15 protein-coding genes are annotated in these 17817 nt (G+C 71.9%); 6 read left to right on the top strand and 9 right to left on the bottom strand.

What is annotated here, in order from left to right:
* Positions 1–67: 67 nt before the first annotated feature.
* Both EAO77_RS10465 and EAO77_RS10460 read right to left on the bottom strand, forming a co-directional pair.
* Positions 68–2686 (bottom strand): serine/threonine protein kinase, encoded by a 2619-nt coding sequence (locus EAO77_RS10465; protein WP_261993854.1) that lies wholly within the window; start codon positions 2684–2686, stop codon positions 68–70.
* A 272-nt stretch (positions 2687–2958) separates the two neighbouring features.
* A complete protein-coding gene (locus EAO77_RS10460) occupies positions 2959–4665 on the bottom strand; it encodes a glycerol-3-phosphate dehydrogenase/oxidase (RefSeq protein ID WP_147987733.1) in 1707 nt (568 codons plus the stop codon).
* A gap of 226 nt (positions 4666–4891) precedes the next feature.
* Here EAO77_RS10460 and EAO77_RS10455 point away from each other — a divergent pair, with 226 nt between their 5' ends.
* Complete coding sequence (locus EAO77_RS10455; protein WP_147987732.1) at positions 4892–6121, top strand: nucleotide sugar dehydrogenase; 1230 nt, start codon at positions 4892–4894, stop codon at positions 6119–6121.
* A 123-nt stretch (positions 6122–6244) separates the two neighbouring features.
* Positions 6245–6748 carry a hypothetical protein gene (locus EAO77_RS10450; protein ID WP_147987731.1) on the top strand — a complete coding sequence of 168 codons (504 nt, stop codon included), beginning with the start codon at positions 6245–6247 and terminating at the stop codon, positions 6746–6748.
* Positions 6749–6819: 71 nt separating this feature from the next.
* Here EAO77_RS10450 and EAO77_RS10445 read toward each other — a convergent pair whose 3' ends face one another.
* The 4 genes from EAO77_RS10445 to EAO77_RS10430 all read right to left on the bottom strand — a co-directional run bounded on the left by EAO77_RS10445 (position 6820) and on the right by EAO77_RS10430 (position 11104).
* Entirely contained in the window at positions 6820–7944 is a 1125-nt protein-coding gene (locus EAO77_RS10445) for a GuaB3 family IMP dehydrogenase-related protein (RefSeq protein WP_147987730.1), read from the bottom strand.
* A gap of 120 nt (positions 7945–8064) precedes the next feature.
* Positions 8065–9567 (bottom strand): IMP dehydrogenase, encoded by a 1503-nt coding sequence (guaB, locus tag EAO77_RS10440; protein ID WP_147987729.1) that lies wholly within the window; start codon positions 9565–9567, stop codon positions 8065–8067.
* Between the two features lie 128 nt (positions 9568–9695).
* Complete coding sequence (locus tag EAO77_RS10435; RefSeq protein ID WP_147987728.1) at positions 9696–10283, bottom strand: sigma-70 family RNA polymerase sigma factor; 588 nt, start codon at positions 10281–10283, stop codon at positions 9696–9698.
* 209 nt (positions 10284–10492) lie between these two features.
* Positions 10493–11104 (bottom strand): response regulator transcription factor, encoded by a 612-nt coding sequence (locus EAO77_RS10430; protein WP_003948568.1) that lies wholly within the window; start codon positions 11102–11104, stop codon positions 10493–10495.
* Positions 11105–11568: 464 nt separating this feature from the next.
* On the opposite strand from EAO77_RS10430, the gene EAO77_RS10425 reads away from it, so the two are divergent.
* Positions 11569–11892: a WhiB family transcriptional regulator gene (locus EAO77_RS10425; protein WP_147987727.1), complete on the top strand. Its 324-nt coding sequence runs from the start codon at positions 11569–11571 to the stop codon at positions 11890–11892.
* 242 nt (positions 11893–12134) lie between these two features.
* On the opposite strand, the gene EAO77_RS10420 is transcribed toward EAO77_RS10425, so the two are convergent.
* Positions 12135–13070, bottom strand: coding sequence for a LysR family transcriptional regulator (locus tag EAO77_RS10420; protein ID WP_147987726.1), 936 nt, complete (start codon positions 13068–13070; stop codon positions 12135–12137).
* 80 nt (positions 13071–13150) lie between these two features.
* Here EAO77_RS10420 and EAO77_RS10415 point away from each other — a divergent pair, with 80 nt between their 5' ends.
* From EAO77_RS10415 to EAO77_RS10405, 3 genes are all read left to right on the top strand, one after another.
* Positions 13151–13834 (top strand): MOSC domain-containing protein, encoded by a 684-nt coding sequence (locus EAO77_RS10415; protein WP_147987725.1) that lies wholly within the window; start codon positions 13151–13153, stop codon positions 13832–13834.
* A gap of 60 nt (positions 13835–13894) precedes the next feature.
* Positions 13895–14668, top strand: coding sequence for an SDR family NAD(P)-dependent oxidoreductase (locus EAO77_RS10410; RefSeq protein ID WP_147987724.1), 774 nt, complete (start codon positions 13895–13897; stop codon positions 14666–14668).
* 63 nt (positions 14669–14731) lie between these two features.
* A complete protein-coding gene (locus EAO77_RS10405) occupies positions 14732–15424 on the top strand; it encodes an ester cyclase (protein ID WP_147987723.1) in 693 nt (230 codons plus the stop codon).
* A gap of 128 nt (positions 15425–15552) precedes the next feature.
* Here EAO77_RS10405 and groL read toward each other — a convergent pair whose 3' ends face one another.
* Positions 15553–17181 (bottom strand): chaperonin GroEL, encoded by a 1629-nt coding sequence (groL, locus tag EAO77_RS10400; protein WP_147987722.1) that lies wholly within the window; start codon positions 17179–17181, stop codon positions 15553–15555.
* 94 nt (positions 17182–17275) lie between these two features.
* Positions 17276–17584 (bottom strand): co-chaperone GroES, encoded by a 309-nt coding sequence (gene groES, locus EAO77_RS10395; RefSeq protein ID WP_147987721.1) that lies wholly within the window; start codon positions 17582–17584, stop codon positions 17276–17278.
* Positions 17585–17817: the final 233 nt, after the last annotated feature.

Raw genomic sequence — 17817 nt, 5'->3', positions numbered from 1 at the left:
TCCGGTCGTCCAACGGCCCCTTTACGGCTCCGTATCGTCCACGACTACTCACGATACGTGGCCCCGGTCAGTCCTTGGGGCTGAACGTCGCGAACGCCGTCCGGCGCAGGGTCTCGCACTCCTCGCCGTCCCATTCGTCGGCCTTGCAGGTGATCATGATCGAGTAGCCGCGCTTGGCGTCGACCTTGAAGCCCCTGTTCAGGATGCGGACCACCTGGCCCCGCTCCCGGCGCTCGAACTGCCAGTCGGCGACGGTCGGATAGCCGTTGTACTCCGTCTTCGCTATGCCGATGTGCTTGTACCCGTTGCTGCTGGCGCTGACCGCGGCGACGGCCGCCGCCCAGGCGGCCGCGGCGTCGTCCTTCGGGCTGCTGTTGAAGTCGACCTGGACCCGCGGCACTCCGCCGTCGACGCTGAACTTGCCGCCCGAGTTCTGGCCCGCGACACCGGTGAGCTTGAAGCCCGACGGCATGGCCATGGTGAAGTGCCAGCGGTCGTTGGACACCATCGCGTAACCCGCGGGCAGGGCGGCCTGCCCGGTGCCGCCGCCGTCGCCTCCGCCGTTCTCGCCACCGGGGGACGCGCCGTCGCCGGTGCCGCCGTCCTGGCCGGGCTGCGCGCCGTCGCCGGTGCCGCCGTCCTGGGCGGTCTCCTCGCCGCTGTCGGGGCTCGCGCCGGTGCCCGCACCGCCGGTCGCCTCCGGGTCGCCGCCCTGGGAGGCGCCCGCCGACGCCGTCCTGTCGTCGCCGCCCGTGCCCGCGCCGTCGGCCTTCTTCTCCCCGTCGTCGCCGAGGGAGAGGACGAGGATCGTGGACAGCACGGCGAGCGCGGCGACGACCGCGATGATCACCAGCGTGCGGCGGGGCACCACGTCGGTGATCGACGCGCGCACCGCGGCGGGCCGCCGGCCGGAGTCCTGGGCGTCGGCCCGGGACGCCGCCGTGCGCTCCGGGGAACGGTTGTCGGCCTTGGCGGCCGCCGCCGCGTTGCGCACCGAACGCAGCGCTCCGCGCACCCGGTCCGCCGCGGCCGGGTCCTTCGGCGGGGAGACCGGCCGCCGCGGCGCCGCCGGCGGGGCGGGCGGCGCGGGCGGGAGCATGATGACCCGGGTCTGCTCGGGCGACGGCTCGGGCTCCGCCGGCGTCTCGGGCTCGGTGGGCGCGTTGACGACACGGGTGAGCAGGGCGCGTGCGCCCGCGTCGTCGAGCCGCTGGGCCGGGTCCTTGGCGAGCAGGCCGTAGATGACCTCCTCCAGCGGACCGGCGTTCTTCGGCGGGTCGAGCGGCTCGGTCATGACGGCGGTCAGCGTCGCGATCGCCGAACCCTTGTCGTACGGCGGGCTGCCCTCGACGCTCGCGTAGAGCAGACCGCCCAGCGACCAGAGGTCGGCGGCGGGGCCGGGCTTGTGGCCCCGGGCGCGCTCCGGCGAGATGTAGGAGGGCGCGCCCACGAGCATGCCGGTCGAGGTGATCGACGGGTCGCCCTCGACCTGGGCGATGCCGAAGTCGGTGAGGACGACCCGGCCGTCCTTGCCTATCAGGACGTTGGACGGCTTCACGTCACGGTGGAGGATGCCCTCCCGGTGCGCGGACCGCAGCACGTCGAGGATGGCGAGACCGACCTCGGCGGCGCGACGGGGCGTCAGCACCCCGTCCTCGCGCACGACCTCGGCGAGGGACTTGCCCTCGACGAGCTCCATGACGATCCAGGGCCGGTCGTCCTCGTCGACGACGTCGAAGACGGTGACCGCGCTGTTGTTGCGGATCCTCGCGATCGCCTTCGCCTCGCGGAGCGTCCGCGTGATGAGGCGGCGCTTCTCGTCCTCGTCGATGGCGTTCGGGAAACGGAGTTCCTTCACGGCGACGGTGCGGCCGAGGGTCTCGTCGACCGCACGCCACACGGTGCCCATGCCGCCGCGCCCGAGGACGCCGCCGAGCCGGTAACGCCCGGCGAGCAGACGTTCCTCGGTCCTGGGGGCGGTCTTCTCCGCGCCGCGTCGCGGCGCCGCGGATGCGGCGGGGCGGGCGGCGCCTGCCGCGGGCGCCTCCGCGCGGGAGCGCGGGGCGCCGTCGCCGGGGGCACGGTCCGCGGGGGCGTCCGCCTGCTCGGCACGCCGACCGCTGCCGGCCGCCGCCCCGTCCGCGCGCCCGGCCGCGTCGCTCACGGCACCCTCGCCGGACGAGACTCCGCCGGCCGCACTCCTGCCGGGCGAGGCTCCCCCGGCCGCACCGTCGCCGGTCGCGGCGTCACCTGACGAGGCTCCGCCGGTCGCACCCTTGCCTGACGTGACGGCGCCGGACGCGCCGTCCCGGGCCGCATCCCTGCCGGGCACGCCGCCACCGGACGCCCCCTCGTCCTCCGCGGGGGCACGGCCCCCGGCCGGGGAGCCGTCCTGAGCGGACGTCGGCTCCGGTGCGGGAGCGTCGGCCGCGGGGCGGTCCTCGCCGCGCCGGGCGTCCGCGGCGTCCTCGTCGTCGTGYCCGGCGTCCTGAGCGGCCGTCACCGCGCCGGTCCCCGGCGCGCTTTTCGCGCCCGCCGCGCCGTGCGTGTCCCCGGTGCCCGGGGCGCCGCCGTCCGCCGCACCGGACATGCGCTCGTCGCTGACGGAGTCCTCACCCTTGCCCGCGGACCCGGCCCCCTCGGCCTCGTTCCGCTGGGGCCCCCGCGCCTGCTCAGCCTCCGACATGCGTCCCCTCTGCGATCCTGATCTTCGCCCGCGCTGCCGCTTCCCGCTCGATGCGGTAACCCGCCCTGGCAGAGCGACCATTGTCCCTCACCACGGGACCGGTGCTGTTCCCGGGGCCACCGGGCGCCCGCGCACCTGCGCACCGATGCCACCCCCCACCATGCCATCAACGCGGGGGAAGCCGGGCCCGTGCCGTCGGAGTATCACAGCCCCGGTCCCGCTCCCGGGAGCCGGGCCCCGTGCGGCGGGCGTGCCCGCCGCACGGCCGTGGGTCAGAGGGGAACGATGTCCGGCGCCCCCAGCCGGGCCGCGTCCGCCGTCAGGTCGTCGGGCTGGCGCTGGGACTCACGCTCCGCCTGCACCCGCTTCTCGTAGTGCTCGATCTCCTTCTCCACATGGGCCTTCTCCCAGCCGAGCACCGGGGCCATCAGCTCGGCGCACTCCCGGGCCGAGCGGGTGCCCCGGTCGAAGGTCTCGATCGAGATCCGGGTGCGGCGCGTCAGGACGTCGTCCAGGTGGCGCGCGCCCTCGTGGGAGGCCGCGTAGACGATCTCGGCCCGCAGATAGTCGTCCGCGCCGCCGACCGGCTCGCCGAGCCCCGGGTCGGCCGCGATGAGATCCAGCAGTTCCTCGGCCATGGATCCGTACCGGTTCAACAGGTGCTCGATCCGGACGACATGGAGCCCCACCCGGGCGGCGATCCTCGCCCGGGCGTTCCACAGGGCGCGGTAGCCCTCGGCGCCGAGCAGGGGGACGTCCTCGGTGACGCACGCCGCCACCCGCTGGTCGAGGGCGTGCACGGCCTCGTCCACCGCGTCCTTGGCCATCACCCGGTACGTCGTGTACTTGCCGCCGGCCACGACGACGAGGCCCGGCACGGGATGGGCGACCGTGTGCTCGCGCGAGAGCTTGCTGGTGGCGTCCGACTCCCCGGCGAGCAGCGGCCTCAGCCCCGCGTACACCCCTTGGACGTCGTCGCGGGTGAGCGGCACGGCGAGGACCGAATTGACGTGCTCCAGCAGGTAGTCGATGTCGGCGCTGGACGCCGCCGGGTGCGCCTTGTCGAGGTCCCAGCCGGTGTCGGTGGTGCCGACGATCCAGTGCCGGCCCCAGGGGATCACGAAGAGCACGGACTTCTCGGTCCGCAGGATCAGCCCCGACGTGGAGTGGATGCGGTCCTTGGGCACCACGAGGTGGATGCCCTTGGAGGCGCGCACGTGGAACTGGCCGCGTTCCCCGATCAGCGCCTGGGTGTCGTCCGTCCACACGCCCGTGGCGTTGACGACCTGGCGTGCGCGGATCTCGTACTCGCCACCGCCCTCGACGTCCAGCACCCGGGCCCCGACGACCCGCTCGCCCTCCCGGAGGAAGCCGACGACCCGTGCCCTGCTCGCCACCTGCGCTCCGTAGGAGGCGGCGGTGCGGACCAGGGTGGTGACGAACCGGGCGTCGTCCATCTGCGCGTCGTAGTACTGGAGGGCGCCCACGAGGGCGTCCTTCTTCAGCGCGGGCGCCACGCGCAGTGCGCGCCGCCGGGAGAGGTGGCGGTGCAGGGGCAGGCCGCGCCCGTGGCCCGAGGAGACCGACATCGCGTCGTACAGGGCGACACCGGACCCGGCGTACCACCGCTCCCAGCCCTTGTGCTGGAGGGGATAGAGGAACGGCACCGGCTTGACGAGGTGGGGGGCCAGCCGCTCCAGCAGCAGACCGCGCTCCTTGAGCGCCTCTCTGACGAGGGCGAAGTCGAGCATCTCCAGATACCGCAGGCCGCCGTGGATCAGCTTGCTCGACCGGCTCGACGTGCCCGACGCCCAGTCGCGCGCCTCGACGAGGCCGGTGGCCAGCCCTCTGGTCGCAGCGTCCAGGGCGGTACCGGCACCGACCACCCCCGCGCCGACCACCAGCACGTCCAGTTCGCGCTCGGCCATCCCGGCGAGCGCCGCGGCGCGCTCCTCGGGTCCCAGTGTCGCTGTCCTCACTGCTGCCTCCCGTCGCCCCCTACGTCCCCTGCGGTCGGGCTCACACAGTCGATTCTGTCCGCAGTCACGGACTTCAGCCACTGCCTGTGGATAACACCCCGTGAGCCACGCGGCCACAATCCGACATCACGGTCATATTTACGCCTAGTCTGACATTGCGCACGCCCGTTCCGCCCACAGGGCTTGCGTCCTGTGTCACCTCCGGTTATGGGAAGGACGGCCCGCCATGCCCGCTGATCTCGCCGTCGTCGGCCTCGGCCACCTCGGTCTGCCCCTCGCCCAGGCCGCCGTCGCCGCACGCATCGAGACCATCGGTTACGACCCCGGCAGTCGCCACCCGGCCGAACCGGCGGCGGGGATCACCGCGGCGGAGATCCGCCGCATGCTCTCCGCCGGCTTCCGCACCGTCACCGATCCCGCGGAACTGGGCCGGGTGCGCACGGCGGTCGTCTGCGCACCGACCCCGCCCGGCCCCGACGGCACGCCCGATCTCACGGCCCTCGCCGACGCCGCACGCGCCCTGGCGTCCCGGCTGCGCCCGCACACCACCGTCATCCTGGAGTCGGCGGTGCAGCCCGGGACCACCGAGGAGTTCCTGCGTCCGCTGCTGGAGGAGGGCTCCGGTCTGCGCGCCGGCCGCGACTTCCACCTCGCCTACTCCCCCAGCCGCACCGACCCCGGCAACCGCGACCACGGCTACGCCAACACCCCCAAGGTGATCGGCGGCCTCACGCCCGCCTGCACCGAGTCCGCCGCCGCCTTCTACAGCCGGCTCACCGACAAGGTGGTGCGCGCCCGGGGGCTGCGCGAGGCGGAGACCGTCAAGGTCCTGGAGACGAACTTCCGGCACGTCAACATCGCCCTCGTCAACGAGATGGCCGTGCTCTGCCACGGCCTGGGCATCGACCTGTGGGACGTCATCCGCTGCGCCGAGACCAAGCCCTTCGGCTTCCAGGCGTTCCGCCCCGGCCCCGGGGTCGGCGGCCACGGCGTACCGCTCGACCCGGGCGTCCTCCCGCCGACCGGCCGCACCCTGCGGATGGTCGGCCTCGCCCAGGACATCAACACCCGCATGCCGCAGTACGTGATCCAGCGCTGCGCCACGCTCCTCAACGAGCACGGCAAGTCCGCGCGGGGCGCCCGCGTCCTGCTCCTCGGCGTCACCTACAAGCCCGACCTCGCCGACCTCCAGGGCTCCCCCGCCCCCGAGATCGCCCGGCGCCTGATGGACATGGGCGCGGCCGTCAGCTACCACGACCCGCACGTGCCGGACTGGCGCGTGGGCCATGTGCCCGTCCCCCGCGCGGACTCCCTCTACGAGGCCGCCGCCAGAGCCGACCTGACGGTGCTGCTCCAGCACCACCGCACCTACGACCTCCAGGGGCTCGCCGTGAAGGCCCAACTCCTGCTGGACACAAGGGGGGCGACGCCCGCGGGCGCGGCGCACCGGCTGTGAGACGTATCCCAGGCGTGCAACGGTCGGGTAACCGAGGGGCGTTCTGTCCGACCGGGCTGCTACTGTCCGAAACCGCTCGTACGCTCGTGCGACGCATCTCACGCCTTCAGGGGGAACTTTCTCATGTCCCAGCCCGTACCGCCGCCCTCCGGCAACCCGTACGCCCAGGGAACCCCGGGCACGCCGGGCAACCCCTTCGCCCCGGCCCCGCCGCCCGCCCCGGTCCGCAACAACATCGGGCTGGGCCTGATCGTCGCGGTCGTCACGGCCCTGGTCGCCGCCGGCGCGTACGGCGCGCTCGCCGGTGCCATCGAGGCCGAGGTCGGCTACGCGGCCGTCGCCGTCGGCTTCCTCATCGGCTTCGCCGCCGCCAAGACCGGCGGTCCCAACCCGGTGCTCCCGATCGTCAGCGCGGCGCTCGCCGTGGGCGCGGTGTACCTGGGCCAGCTCGTCGGCATGGCCATGATCGTCGCGGACGAGCTGGGCGGGTCCTTCACGGACGTGTTCGTCGACCAGTTCAGCCTGCTGACCGAGGCCTGGTCGGAGGTCGCCGACGGCATGACCTACGTCTTCCTGGCGATCGGCGCGATCACCGCCTTCGCGGGCGCCAAGAAGGCCAACGGCTGATCCCGGCACCGGCCCACGACAGGGCCCCGGCACCTCTCGGTGCCGGGGCCCTGTCGTGCGGTCCGCGGCGGTCAGCGGCTGTGCTGCGAGTCCGCCACCGTCACCTCGACGCGCTGGAACTCCTTGAGCTCGCTGTAGCCGGTCGTGGCCATGGCACGCCGCAGGGCGCCGAAGAAGTTCATCGAACCGTCCGGGGAGTGCGACGGGCCGGTCAGCACCTCCTCCGTGGTGCCCACGACGCCGAGGTCGACCAGCTTGCCGCGCGGCACGTCCTCGTGGACGGCCTCCATGCCCCAGTGACGGCCCTTGCCCGGCACGTCGCTCGCGCGGGCCAGCGGGGAGCCGATCATGACGGAGTCGGCACCGCACGCGATGGCCTTCGACAGGTCGCCGGACCAGCCCACGCCGCCGTCGGCGATGACGTGCACGTACCGGCCGCCGGACTCGTCCATGTAGTCCCGGCGGGCCGCGGCCACGTCGGCGACCGCGGTCGCCATCGGGACCTGGATGCCCAGCACGTTGCGGGTGGTGTGGGCGGCGCCGCCGCCGAAGCCCACCAGCACGCCCGCCGCGCCGGTGCGCATCAGGTGCAGCGCAGCGGTGTAGGTGGCGCAGCCGCCGACGATGACCGGGACGTCGAGCTCGTAGATGAACTGCTTGAGGTTGAGCGGCTCCGCCGCGCCCGAGACGTGCTCGGCCGACACGGTGGTGCCGCGGATGACGAAGATGTCGACGCCGGCGTCGACGACCGCCTTGGAGAACTGCGCGGTGCGCTGCGGGGAGAGCGCGGCGGCGGTCACGACGCCCGAGTCGCGCACCTCCTTGATGCGCTGCCCGATCAGCTCCTCCTTGATCGGAGCGTCGTAGATCTCCTGGAGACGGCGCGTGGCGGTCTCCGGGTCGAGCTCCGCGATCTCGTCGAGCAGCGGCTGCGGGTCCTCGTAGCGGGTCCACAGGCCTTCGAGGTTCAGGACACCGAGCCCGCCCATCTCGCCGATCCGGATGGCGGTCGCCGGGGACACGATGGAGTCCATCGGGGCGGCCAGGAAGGGCAGGTCGAAGCGGTAGGCGTCGATCTGCCAGGCGATCGAGACCTCCTTCGGGTCCCGGGTGCGCCGGCTCGGTACGACGGCGATGTCATCGAACGCGTACGCCCGGCGGCCGCGCTTGCCGCGCCCGATCTCGATCTCAGTCACGATGTGTGGCCTTTCCCTCTACGTCTGCCCCACCAGTATCCCCGACACATGCCAGGGGCGGCCCCGGCGACCCGGGACCGCCCCATGGACGTGGAGAGGACGTGTGAGGAGGTGTGCGGACTACTTCCTGCTGTAGTTCGGCGCCTCGACCGTCATCTGGATGTCGTGCGGGTGGCTCTCCTTGAGGCCCGCGGACGTGATCCGCACGAAGCGGCCGTTCTCCTGGAGCTGCGGCACGGTGCGCCCGCCGACGTAGAACATGGACTGGCGCAGCCCGCCCACCAGCTGATGGACGACCGCGGAGAGCGGACCCCGGTACGGCACCTGGCCCTCGATGCCCTCGGGCACCAGCTTCTCGTCGGAGGCGACGCCCTCCTGGAAGTAGCGGTCCTTGGAGAAGGAGCGCTGGTCGCCGCGGGACTGCATCGCGCCGAGCGAGCCCATGCCCCGGTACGACTTGAACTGCTTGCCGTTGATGAACATCAGCTCGCCCGGGGACTCCTCGCAGCCGGCGAGCAGCGAGCCGAGCATCACCGTGTCGGCACCGGCGACCAGCGCCTTGGCGATGTCGCCGGAGTACTGGAGGCCGCCGTCACCGATGACCGGGACGCCGGCGGCCTTCGCGGCGAGCGCGGCCTCGTAGATGGCGGTGACCTGGGGGACGCCGATGCCGGCGACCACACGGGTGGTGCAGATGGAGCCGGGACCCACCCCCACCTTGATGCCGTCCACACCGGCGTCGATCAGCGCCTGGGCGCCGTCCCGGGTCGCGATGTTGCCGCCGATGACGTCGACACCCGCCGCGTTCGACTTGATCTTGGCGACCATGTCGCCGACCAGCCGGGAGTGACCGTGGGCGGTGTCGACGACGATGAAGTCGACGCCCGCCTCGACCAGCGCCTGGGCACGCTCGAACGCGTCGCCCGCGACACCGACGGCCGCACCGACGAGCAGGCGGCCCTCCTTGTCCTTGGCCGCGTTCGGGTACTTCTCCGCCTTGACGAAGTCCTTGACCGTGATCAGGCCCTTGAGGATGCCCGCGTCGTCGACCAGCGGGAGCTTCTCGATCTTGTGGCGGCGCAGCAGTTCCATGGCGTCCACGCCGGAGATGCCGACCTTGCCCGTGACCAGCGGCATCGGCGTCATGACCTCGCGCACCTGGCGCGTGCGGTCGGACTCGAAGGCCATGTCGCGGTTGGTGACGATGCCGAGCAGCTTGCCCCCCGCGTCGGTGACCGGCACGCCGCTGATGCGGAATTTGGCGCACAGCCGGTCGGCGTCGGCGAGGGTGGCGTCGGGGTGGACCGTGATCGGGTCCGTGACCATGCCGGACTCGGAGCGCTTGACCAGGTCGACCTGGTTGGCCTGGTCGGCGATCGAGAGGTTCCGGTGCAGGACACCGACGCCGCCCTGGCGGGCCATGGCGATGGCCATCCGCGACTCGGTGACCTTGTCCATGGCGGCGGACAGCAGCGGGATGTTCACCCGCACGTTCTTCGAGATGTACGAGGAGGTGTCGATCTGGTCGGGAGCCATGTCGGAGGCCCCCGGCAGCAGCAGCACATCGTCGTAGGTCAGCCCGAGTGTCGCGAATTTCTCGGGCACTCCGTCGACGTTGGTCATGACACCTTCCCCAATGGCCTTGATCGGTGCGGATGTCCATGCTAACGGCCTCTCGGGCCGTCTCATTCCACGATCAAGATCGTCGAGCAGCTTTGTGTTTTCGTACGGGAGACGCCGGGGGCGGGCGCTCACTGCTCGGCGAGCGCCCGCAGACGGCTCAGCGCACGGTGCTGCGCGACCCGGACGGCACCCGGTGACATGCCCAGCATCTGGCCGGTCTCCTCCGCGGTGAGCCCCACCGCGACCCGCAGCACCAGCAGCTCGCGCTGGTTCTCCGGGAGATTGGCGAGCAGCTTCTTGGCCCACTCCGCGTCGTCGCTGAGCAGCGCGCGCTCCTCGGGCCCGAGGGAGTCGTCCGGGCGCTCCGGCATCTCGTCCGACGGCACCGCCGTGGAGCCGGGGTGCCGCATGGCGGCGCGCTGGAGATCGGCGACCTTGTGGGAGGCGATGGCGAAGACGAACGCCTCGAAGGGGCGGCCGGTGTCCCGGTAGCGCGGCAGCGCCATCAGCACCGCCACGCACACCTCCTGCGCGAGGTCGTCCGCGAAGTGGCGCGCGTCGCCGGGCAGCCGGTTGAGGCGGGAGCGGCAGAAGCGCAGGGCCAGCGGATGGACGTGCGCGAGCAGGTCGTGCGTGGCCTGCTCGTCGCCGTCGACGGCACGGTGGACGAGTGCACCGATGGCCCCCTGGGCGGTCGTCGCCTCGTCGTCACGCATCGGTCCATGGTGCCCTGGCGACGGAGCGTCCGCGGCACCGCGTCCCATGTTGTGCACCGAAGCGTTATGAGCAGGTGCGCCGGAACTCATCTCCTGCGCCCTCCCCTCCCGCTCGACCGAATCGTCCCCGAGGAACTCCACACCTCAAGGATGCGGCATTGCGCGGGAAACGGATGCCCTCGGGCATCCGTCACCCCGTGCCGGACCCGTCAGCGGACCAGGCCCCAGCGGAATCCGAGGGCCACCGCGTGCGCCCGGTCCGAGGCGCCCAGCTTCTTGAACAGCCTCCTGGCGTGCGTCTTCACCGTGTCCTCGGAGAGGAACAGCTCGCGGCCGATCTCCGCGTTGGACCGGCCGTGGCTCATGCCCTCGAGCACCTGGATCTCCCGCGCGGTGAGCGTGGGCGCCGCCCCCATCTCGGCCGACCGCAGCCGGCGCGGGGCGAGCCGCCACGTCGGGTCGGCGAGCGCCTGGGTGACGGTCGCGCGGAGTTCGGCGCGCGAGGCGTCCTTGTGCAGATAGCCGCGGGCCCCCGCGGCGACCGCGAGCGCGACGCCGTCCAGGTCCTCGGCCACGGTCAGCATGATGATCCGCGCGCCGGGGTCGGCCGACAGCAGCCGGCGCACGGTCTCGACGCCGCCCAGACCGGGCATGCGCACGTCCATGAGAATGAGGTCCGAGCGATCCGCACCCCAGCGGCGGAGGACTTCCTCGCCGTTGGCCGCGGTCGTCACGCGTTCGACACCGGGCACGGTCGCGACCGCGCGGCGCAGCGCTTCTCGGGCGAGCGGGGAGTCGTCGCAGACGAGGACGGATGTCATGACTGACCTCCGTGACTCGCACAGCTGTTGCGCGTCACCTTGTGCCTCCAGGCTGAGTACGTGTCGTCACCTGAGCGGTTGAACGCCGTCGGACATGTGCCCGAGAGCTTGTCTCTTCAACCGCCTCCGCACTCTCAACGATGGTCACTCGAAAGAGTTACGGGGGGAGCGAGGGTCTTCGCACCCAGCGTGAGCGTACGTGCGCGGAGGGGAGCGTCGCAGGTCACCTCGCCCGTACTCGGCAGTCATGCCCCATTCAGACGCTTTTCTTCCCTTTCGCTGGTGTCTTTGGCTAGATTCGCAATGAGTCATATTTACATCTACTTACACAGGAGATGTACGGTCGTTGGCACAGCGTGGGATGCCTGACCCGGGCGACCACCGGCCCGCGGGCCGGCCCGTTCGTAGCGGTCCTGTTCCACCCAGGACCATCCACCCAGCACGGTTTCAAGGGGACATGCGCTATGGCAGATTTCTCTCGCCTTCCCGGACCCAACGCCGATCTGTGGGACTGGCAGCTCCTCGCGGCATGCCGCGGGGTCGACAGCTCGCTCTTCTTCCATCCGGAGGGTGAGCGCGGCGCAGCGCGCAGCGCGCGCGAGAACTCGGCGAAAGAGGTCTGCATGAGGTGCCCGGTGCGGGCGGAGTGCGCGGCGCACGCGCTGGCCGTCCGTGAGCCGTACGGCGTCTGGGGCGGACTGACGGAGGACGAGCGCGAGGAGCTCATGGGCCGTGCCCGTCACCGCCTGATCCCCGCGACGAGCGCGGGCGGCACGGTGAGGGGCTGAGGCCCGGAACAGCAATCGAAGAAACGTTCCTGCACAGGATGCGCGGAGGCGCGATCCGGAAGGGCACCCCGTGCCGGTCCCGGCGAAGCCGCCGGGACCGGCGGCTGCTTTCCGGGGGGCGGCGCTCCTCGCGCGTTGCGCGGGAGCGGCCGCGGCGGGAGCGGAGGGTGTCGGCGGGCCGCGGCGCGCGGGAGTGCTCGTCGAAGGCGTCAGCGGGCGCGCGGGAGTATTCGTCGAAGGCGTCAGTGGGTCAGCGGACGCGCGGGAGAGTTCGTCGAAGGCGTCAGCGGGTCAGCGGACGCGCGGGAGAGTTCGTCGAGGGTGGCGGCGACGGCGGGGACCTGGGCCAGGTCGGGCAGGGTGAGCGCGACGATCTCGCGGCGCACCGGCGGCTCCACCGTGACGGTGCGCGCGCCCCTCGGGCGGACCGAGTCCAGCGCGAGCTCGGGCAGGACCGCCACCCCGAGCCCGGCGCCGACCAGCCCGATCACCGCCGGATAGTCGTCGGTGGCGAAGTCGATCCGCGGCGTGAAGCCGGCCTCCTCGCACACGTCCACGAGCTGCCGCCGGCAGCGTGGACAGCCGGCGATCCACGGTTCGTCGCCGAGGTCGCCGATGGCCACGGTCTCCTCGGCGGCCAGCCGGTGCCCCTCGGGCACCAGGCCCACCAGCCGGTCGGTGAACAGCGGCCGGACGGTCAGGTCGTCCCACTCGCTTCCGGACGGGCCGTAGCGGAAGGCGAGGGCGATGTCGCAGTCCCCGTCCCGGAGCATCTCCACCGATCGCGGCGGTTCCGCGTCGACCAGGGAGACCCGCGTGCCGGGGTGCGCGGCCCGCAGGGCGGCGAGCGCCGCCGGGACCAGCGTGGAGCTGGCGCTCGGGAACGACACCAGCCGCACCCGGCCGGCCCGCAGCCCGGCGATGGCCGCGATCTCCTCCTCGGCCGCGGTGAGCCCCGCGAGGATGCCGGAGGCGTGGCGGACCAGGGCCTCACCGGCCTGGGTCAGGCGCATCTCCCGGCCGGTGCGGATGAGCAGAGGGGTGCCCGCCGAACCCTCCAGCGCCTTCATCTGCTGACTCACCGCGGGCTGGGTGCAGCCCAGGTCGCGGGCGGCGGCGGAGAAGGAACCGGTGGCGGCGACGGCGCGCAGGACACGGAGATGACGAGCCTCGATCACCCTTCGAGCATAAGGCAGGCTTGGAGGAGGGGTGACATAATCGATGGTTGCTTTGGGCTCGGCCGGGTTAGCGTGCGGCCATGAAGCTTCTGTCCGTGAACACCGGTCTCCTCACCCCGTCCGAACACGCCGCCACCGGTACCACCGGCATCGACAAGCGACCGGCCGACGGCCCCGTCCTGGTGACGGATCCCGGCCCCAAGGGCAGCGGCGGCAGCGGACTGGCCGGCGACGAGATCTCCGACCTGCGCCACCACGGCGGCAGCGACCAGGCGGTGTACGCCTTCGCCCGCGAGGACCTGGACGCCTGGGAGCGCGAACTGGGCAGGCCGCTGGCGAACGGCGCGTTCGGCGAGAACCTCACCACCGGTGGACTCGACGTGACCGGGGCCCTGATCGGCGAGCGGTGGCGCGTCGGCGCCGATCTGGTGCTGGAGGTGACCAGCGGCCGCATACCGTGCCGGACCTTCGGCGGCCACCTCGGCGAGCGCGGGTGGGTGCGGCGCTTCACCCGGGCCGCGGCCCCCGGTGCGTATCTGCGGGTGATCACGCCCGGCGAGATCCGCACCGGCGACCCGGTCGAGATCGTGCACCGCCCCGCGCACGACGTCACCGTCGCGATGTCCTTCCGTGCGGAGACGGTCGAGCGTTCGCTGCTGCCCCGGGTGCTCGCGGCGGGTGACGCGCTCCATCCGGAGCAGTTGCGGGACGCGCTCGCCTACGTGGAGAAGTACGGGGCGGGCGACGGCGCCGGGGCGGCCTGAGGCCCCGCAGCGGGGAGGCCCGTACGCGGCGCCCGCGCGGGGACCACTAACGTGCCGTCCATGACGACTGCACTGATCACGGGAGCGACCGCGGGCATCGGCGCCGCGTTCGCGCGGCGCCTCGCGGCCGACGGGCACAACCTCGTACTGGTCGCCCGTGACACGGCGCGGCTGCGGGAACAGGCGACCGAGCTGCACGACCGGCACGGCATCGAGGCGGAGGTCCTGACCGCCGACCTGTCGGCGGAGAAGGGCATCCGGGCCGTCGAGCAGCGCCTCGGGGACACGCGGCACCCGGTGGACCTGCTCGTCAACAACGCCGGCTTCGGGAACAAGGGCCGCTTCCTCGAGGTCACCATGGCCGACGAGCTGACGATGCTGAAGGTGCACTGCGAGGCGGTGCTGCGGCTGACCGCCGCGGCGGCCGGGCCGATGCGGGAGCGCGGGCGCGGCGGCGTGGTGAACGTGGCCTCGGTCGCCGCGTTCGTCCCGCGCGGCACCTACGGCGCGTCCAAGGCGTGGGTCGTGCAGTTCACGCAGGGCGCGGCGCGCGACATGGCGGGGTCGGGCGTGCGGCTGATGGCGCTCTGCCCCGGCTTCGTGCGGACCGAGTTCCACGAGCGCGCCGGGATGGGGACGGACAACATCCCGGGCTGGATGTGGCTGGACGCCGACAAGCTGGTGTCGGCGGCGCTGGCGGACCTGGCGAGGGGCCGGACGCTCTCCATCCCGGACCCGCGGTACAAGGCGCTGATGGGCGTGGTGAAACTGACGCCGCGCGGGCTGCTGGGCGGGCTGACGTCACGGACGGGGCGCAAGTACGGCCCGCGGTGAGACGGCCGGGCACATGTGATCTGCGTCACTAAAATGGAGGCATCCCCTGTGGCGGGAGGCGCCATGAAATTCGTGCAGATCATCGACTACAAGACCGCCGACTTCGACGGCATGAACAGCGTGATGGAGCGGTGGGTCGAGCAGACCAGGGGGAAGCGGACCACCGGCCACGCGGTCACCGGCAAGGACCGCACCGACAGCAGGCACTACGTCGACATCGTGGAGTTCAACTCCTACGAGGAGGCGATGGAGAACTCCCACCTCCCCGAGACGGACACGATGTTCCAGGAGATGGTGGCGCTCTGCGACGGCATGCCGTCCTTCACCGACCTGGACGTCGTCCGCGAGGAGCAGCTCAACGCGGCGGTGGCGCGGCGGTTCTTCCACGAGGTCGCCGTCGGCGGGAACATGGACGCGATCGGCGAGATGTTCGCCGCCGACTACACCGACCACGACGTCGCCAGCGAGGCGGCCGCCGAGACCGGCCCCGACGTGATCCGCCGCGACGTCGGCATGTGGCGCGACGCCTTCGACTTCACCTTCGAGCTGGACCGGCAGGTGTGCGAGGGCGACGACGTGGTGCTCCTCTGGACCTGGAACGGCAAGCACAAGGCCGATTTCATGGGCATCCCGGCGAGCGGTGACGAGTGCACCATGACCGGGACGACGGTCTTCCGCTTCGAGGGCGGGAAGATCCGGGAAGGCTGGTGGCACTTCGACCTGCTCGGGCTGATGAAGCAGCTCGGCGCGGCCTGAACCCCCGGCCCGCGGACGGCACGAAGGGCGCCGGCCCTTCGGCGCGGAACGCACCGGACCCCCCGCCCCCGCGTGACCGCGGGAACAGGGGGCCCGGTACCGGTGCGGCGTGCCGCACCGGCGTCGCGTCAGTGGCTGTGGCTGTGGCCGTGGCCGTGACCGCCGTCGGCCTCCTCCTCGGCCGGCTTCTCGACGACCAGGGTCTCGGTCGTGAGCAGCAGGGAGGCGATGGAGGCGGCGTTCTCCAGGGCGGAGCGGGTCACCTTGACCGGGTCGATGACGCCGGCCTTGACCAGGTCGCCGTACTCGCCGGTCGCGGCGTTGAAGCCGTTGCCCTTGTCGAGCTCCGCCACCTTGGAGGTGATGACGTAGCCCTCGAGGCCGGCGTTCTCGGCGATCCAGCGCAGCGGCTCGACGGCGGCGCGGCGGACGACGGCGACACCGGTGGCCTCGTCGCCCTCCTTGCCGAGGTTGCCCTCGAGGACCTTGACGGCGTGGACGAGCGCGGAGCCACCACCGGAGACGATGCCCTCCTCGACCGCGGCGCGGGTCGCGGAGATGGCGTCCTCCAGACGGTGCTTCTTCTCCTTCAGCTCCACCTCGGTGGCGGCGCCGACCTTGATCACGCACACGCCGCCGGCGAGCTTCGCGAGGCGCTCCTGGAGCTTCTCGCGGTCCCAGTCGGAGTCGGTGGACTCGATCTCGGCCTTGATCTGGTTGACACGGCCGGTCACGTCGGCGGAGTCGCCGCCGCCGTCGACGATGGTGGTGTCGTCCTTGGTGACGGTCACGCGGCGGGCGCTGCCCAGCACGTCCAGACCGGCCTGGTCGAGCTTGAGGCCGACCTCCTCGGCGATGACGGTGGCACCGGTGAGGGTGGCCATGTCGCCCAGCATCGCCTTGCGGCGGTCGCCGAAGCCGGGGGCCTTGACGGCCACCGCGTTGAAGGTGCCGCGGATCTTGTTGACCACCAGGGTCGACAGGGCCTCGCCCTCGACGTCCTCGGCGATGATCAGCAGCGGCTTGGAGCCACCGGCCTGGATGACCTTCTCCAGCAGCGGCAGCAGGTCCTGGATCGAGGAGATCTTGCCCTGGTGGATCAGGATGTACGGGTCGTCGAGGACGGCCTCCATACGCTCCTGGTCGGTCACCATGTACGGGGACAGGTAGCCCTTGTCGAAGGCCATGCCCTCGGTGAAGTCCAGCTCCAGACCGAAGGTGTTGGACTCCTCGACGGTGATGACACCGTCCTTGCCGACCTTGTCCATCGCCTCGGCGATGAGCTCGCCGACCTGCTGGTCCTGCGCGGAGAGCGCGGCGACGGCGGCGATGTCGCTCTTGTCGTCGATGGGACGCGCGGTCGCGAGCAGCTCGTCGGAGACGGCCTTGACGGCGGCGTCGATGCCCTTCTTCAGGGCGGCCGGGGAGGCACCCGCGGCGACGTTGCGCAGACCCTCGCGGACCAGGGCCTGGGCCAGCACGGTGGCGGTGGTCGTACCGTCACCCGCGATGTCGTTGGTCTTGGTCGCCACCTCCTTCACCAGCTGCGCGCCAAGGTTCTCGTACGGGTCCTCGACCTCGACCTCACGGGCGATGGTGACACCGTCGTTGGTGATGGTGGGAGCGCCGAACTTCTTGTCGATGACGACGTTGCGGCCGCGGGGGCCGATCGTCACCTTGACCGTGTCGGCAAGCTTGTTGACGCCACGCTCGAGGGCGCGACGGGCGTCCTCGTCGAACTTCAGGATCTTCGCCATGGAGCTTCTCAAGTCCTCTCGAAACGAACTGCGCCCCTCGCCGCCCGGCAACTAGCAGGGTGACCAGGGGCGCAGATCGATGTAAATCGGTGAATTACTTCTCGACGATCGCGAGCACGTCGCGAGCCGAGAGGACGAGGTACTCCTCGCCGCTGTACTTCACTTCGGTGCCGCCGTACTTGCTGTAGAGCACGACATCGCCGACGTTCACGTCGAGCGGAAGACGCTCGCCGTTCTCGAAGCGGCCCGGGCCAACGGCCAGGACGACGCCCTCCTGGGGCTTCTCCTTGGCGGTGTCCGGAATAACCAGGCCAGAGGCCGTGGTCTGCTCGGCGTCGAGCGGCTGGACCACGATGCGGTCCTCGAGCGGCTTGATGGCAACCTTGGAGCTGGCGGTCGTCACGATCCGACCTCCCCCTTCGGAGATCTCACGGGGTTAACTGTCTGAGGTGGCGACCAGGTGGATCCGTCGTCGCGGGTGCCGGACCTGCCCGTCGCTGTGTTGGCACTCTCCAGTGGTGAGTGCCAGGAGCGAGACTATGACCGCGATTAGCACTCGGTCAAGCGGAGTGCCAATCCGGCCGCGCGCGCCGTCCTGATCCGGCCCCCCGCCGACCCCCCGCCGACCCCCTCCGG

The sequence above is a fragment of the Streptomyces sp. T39 genome, assembly GCF_008042045.1.
Classification (GTDB): Bacteria; Actinomycetota; Actinomycetes; order Streptomycetales; family Streptomycetaceae; genus Streptomyces.
The sequence above is the reverse complement of the archived record's forward strand: the minus strand, read 5'-3'. Positions and strand labels throughout refer to the sequence as shown.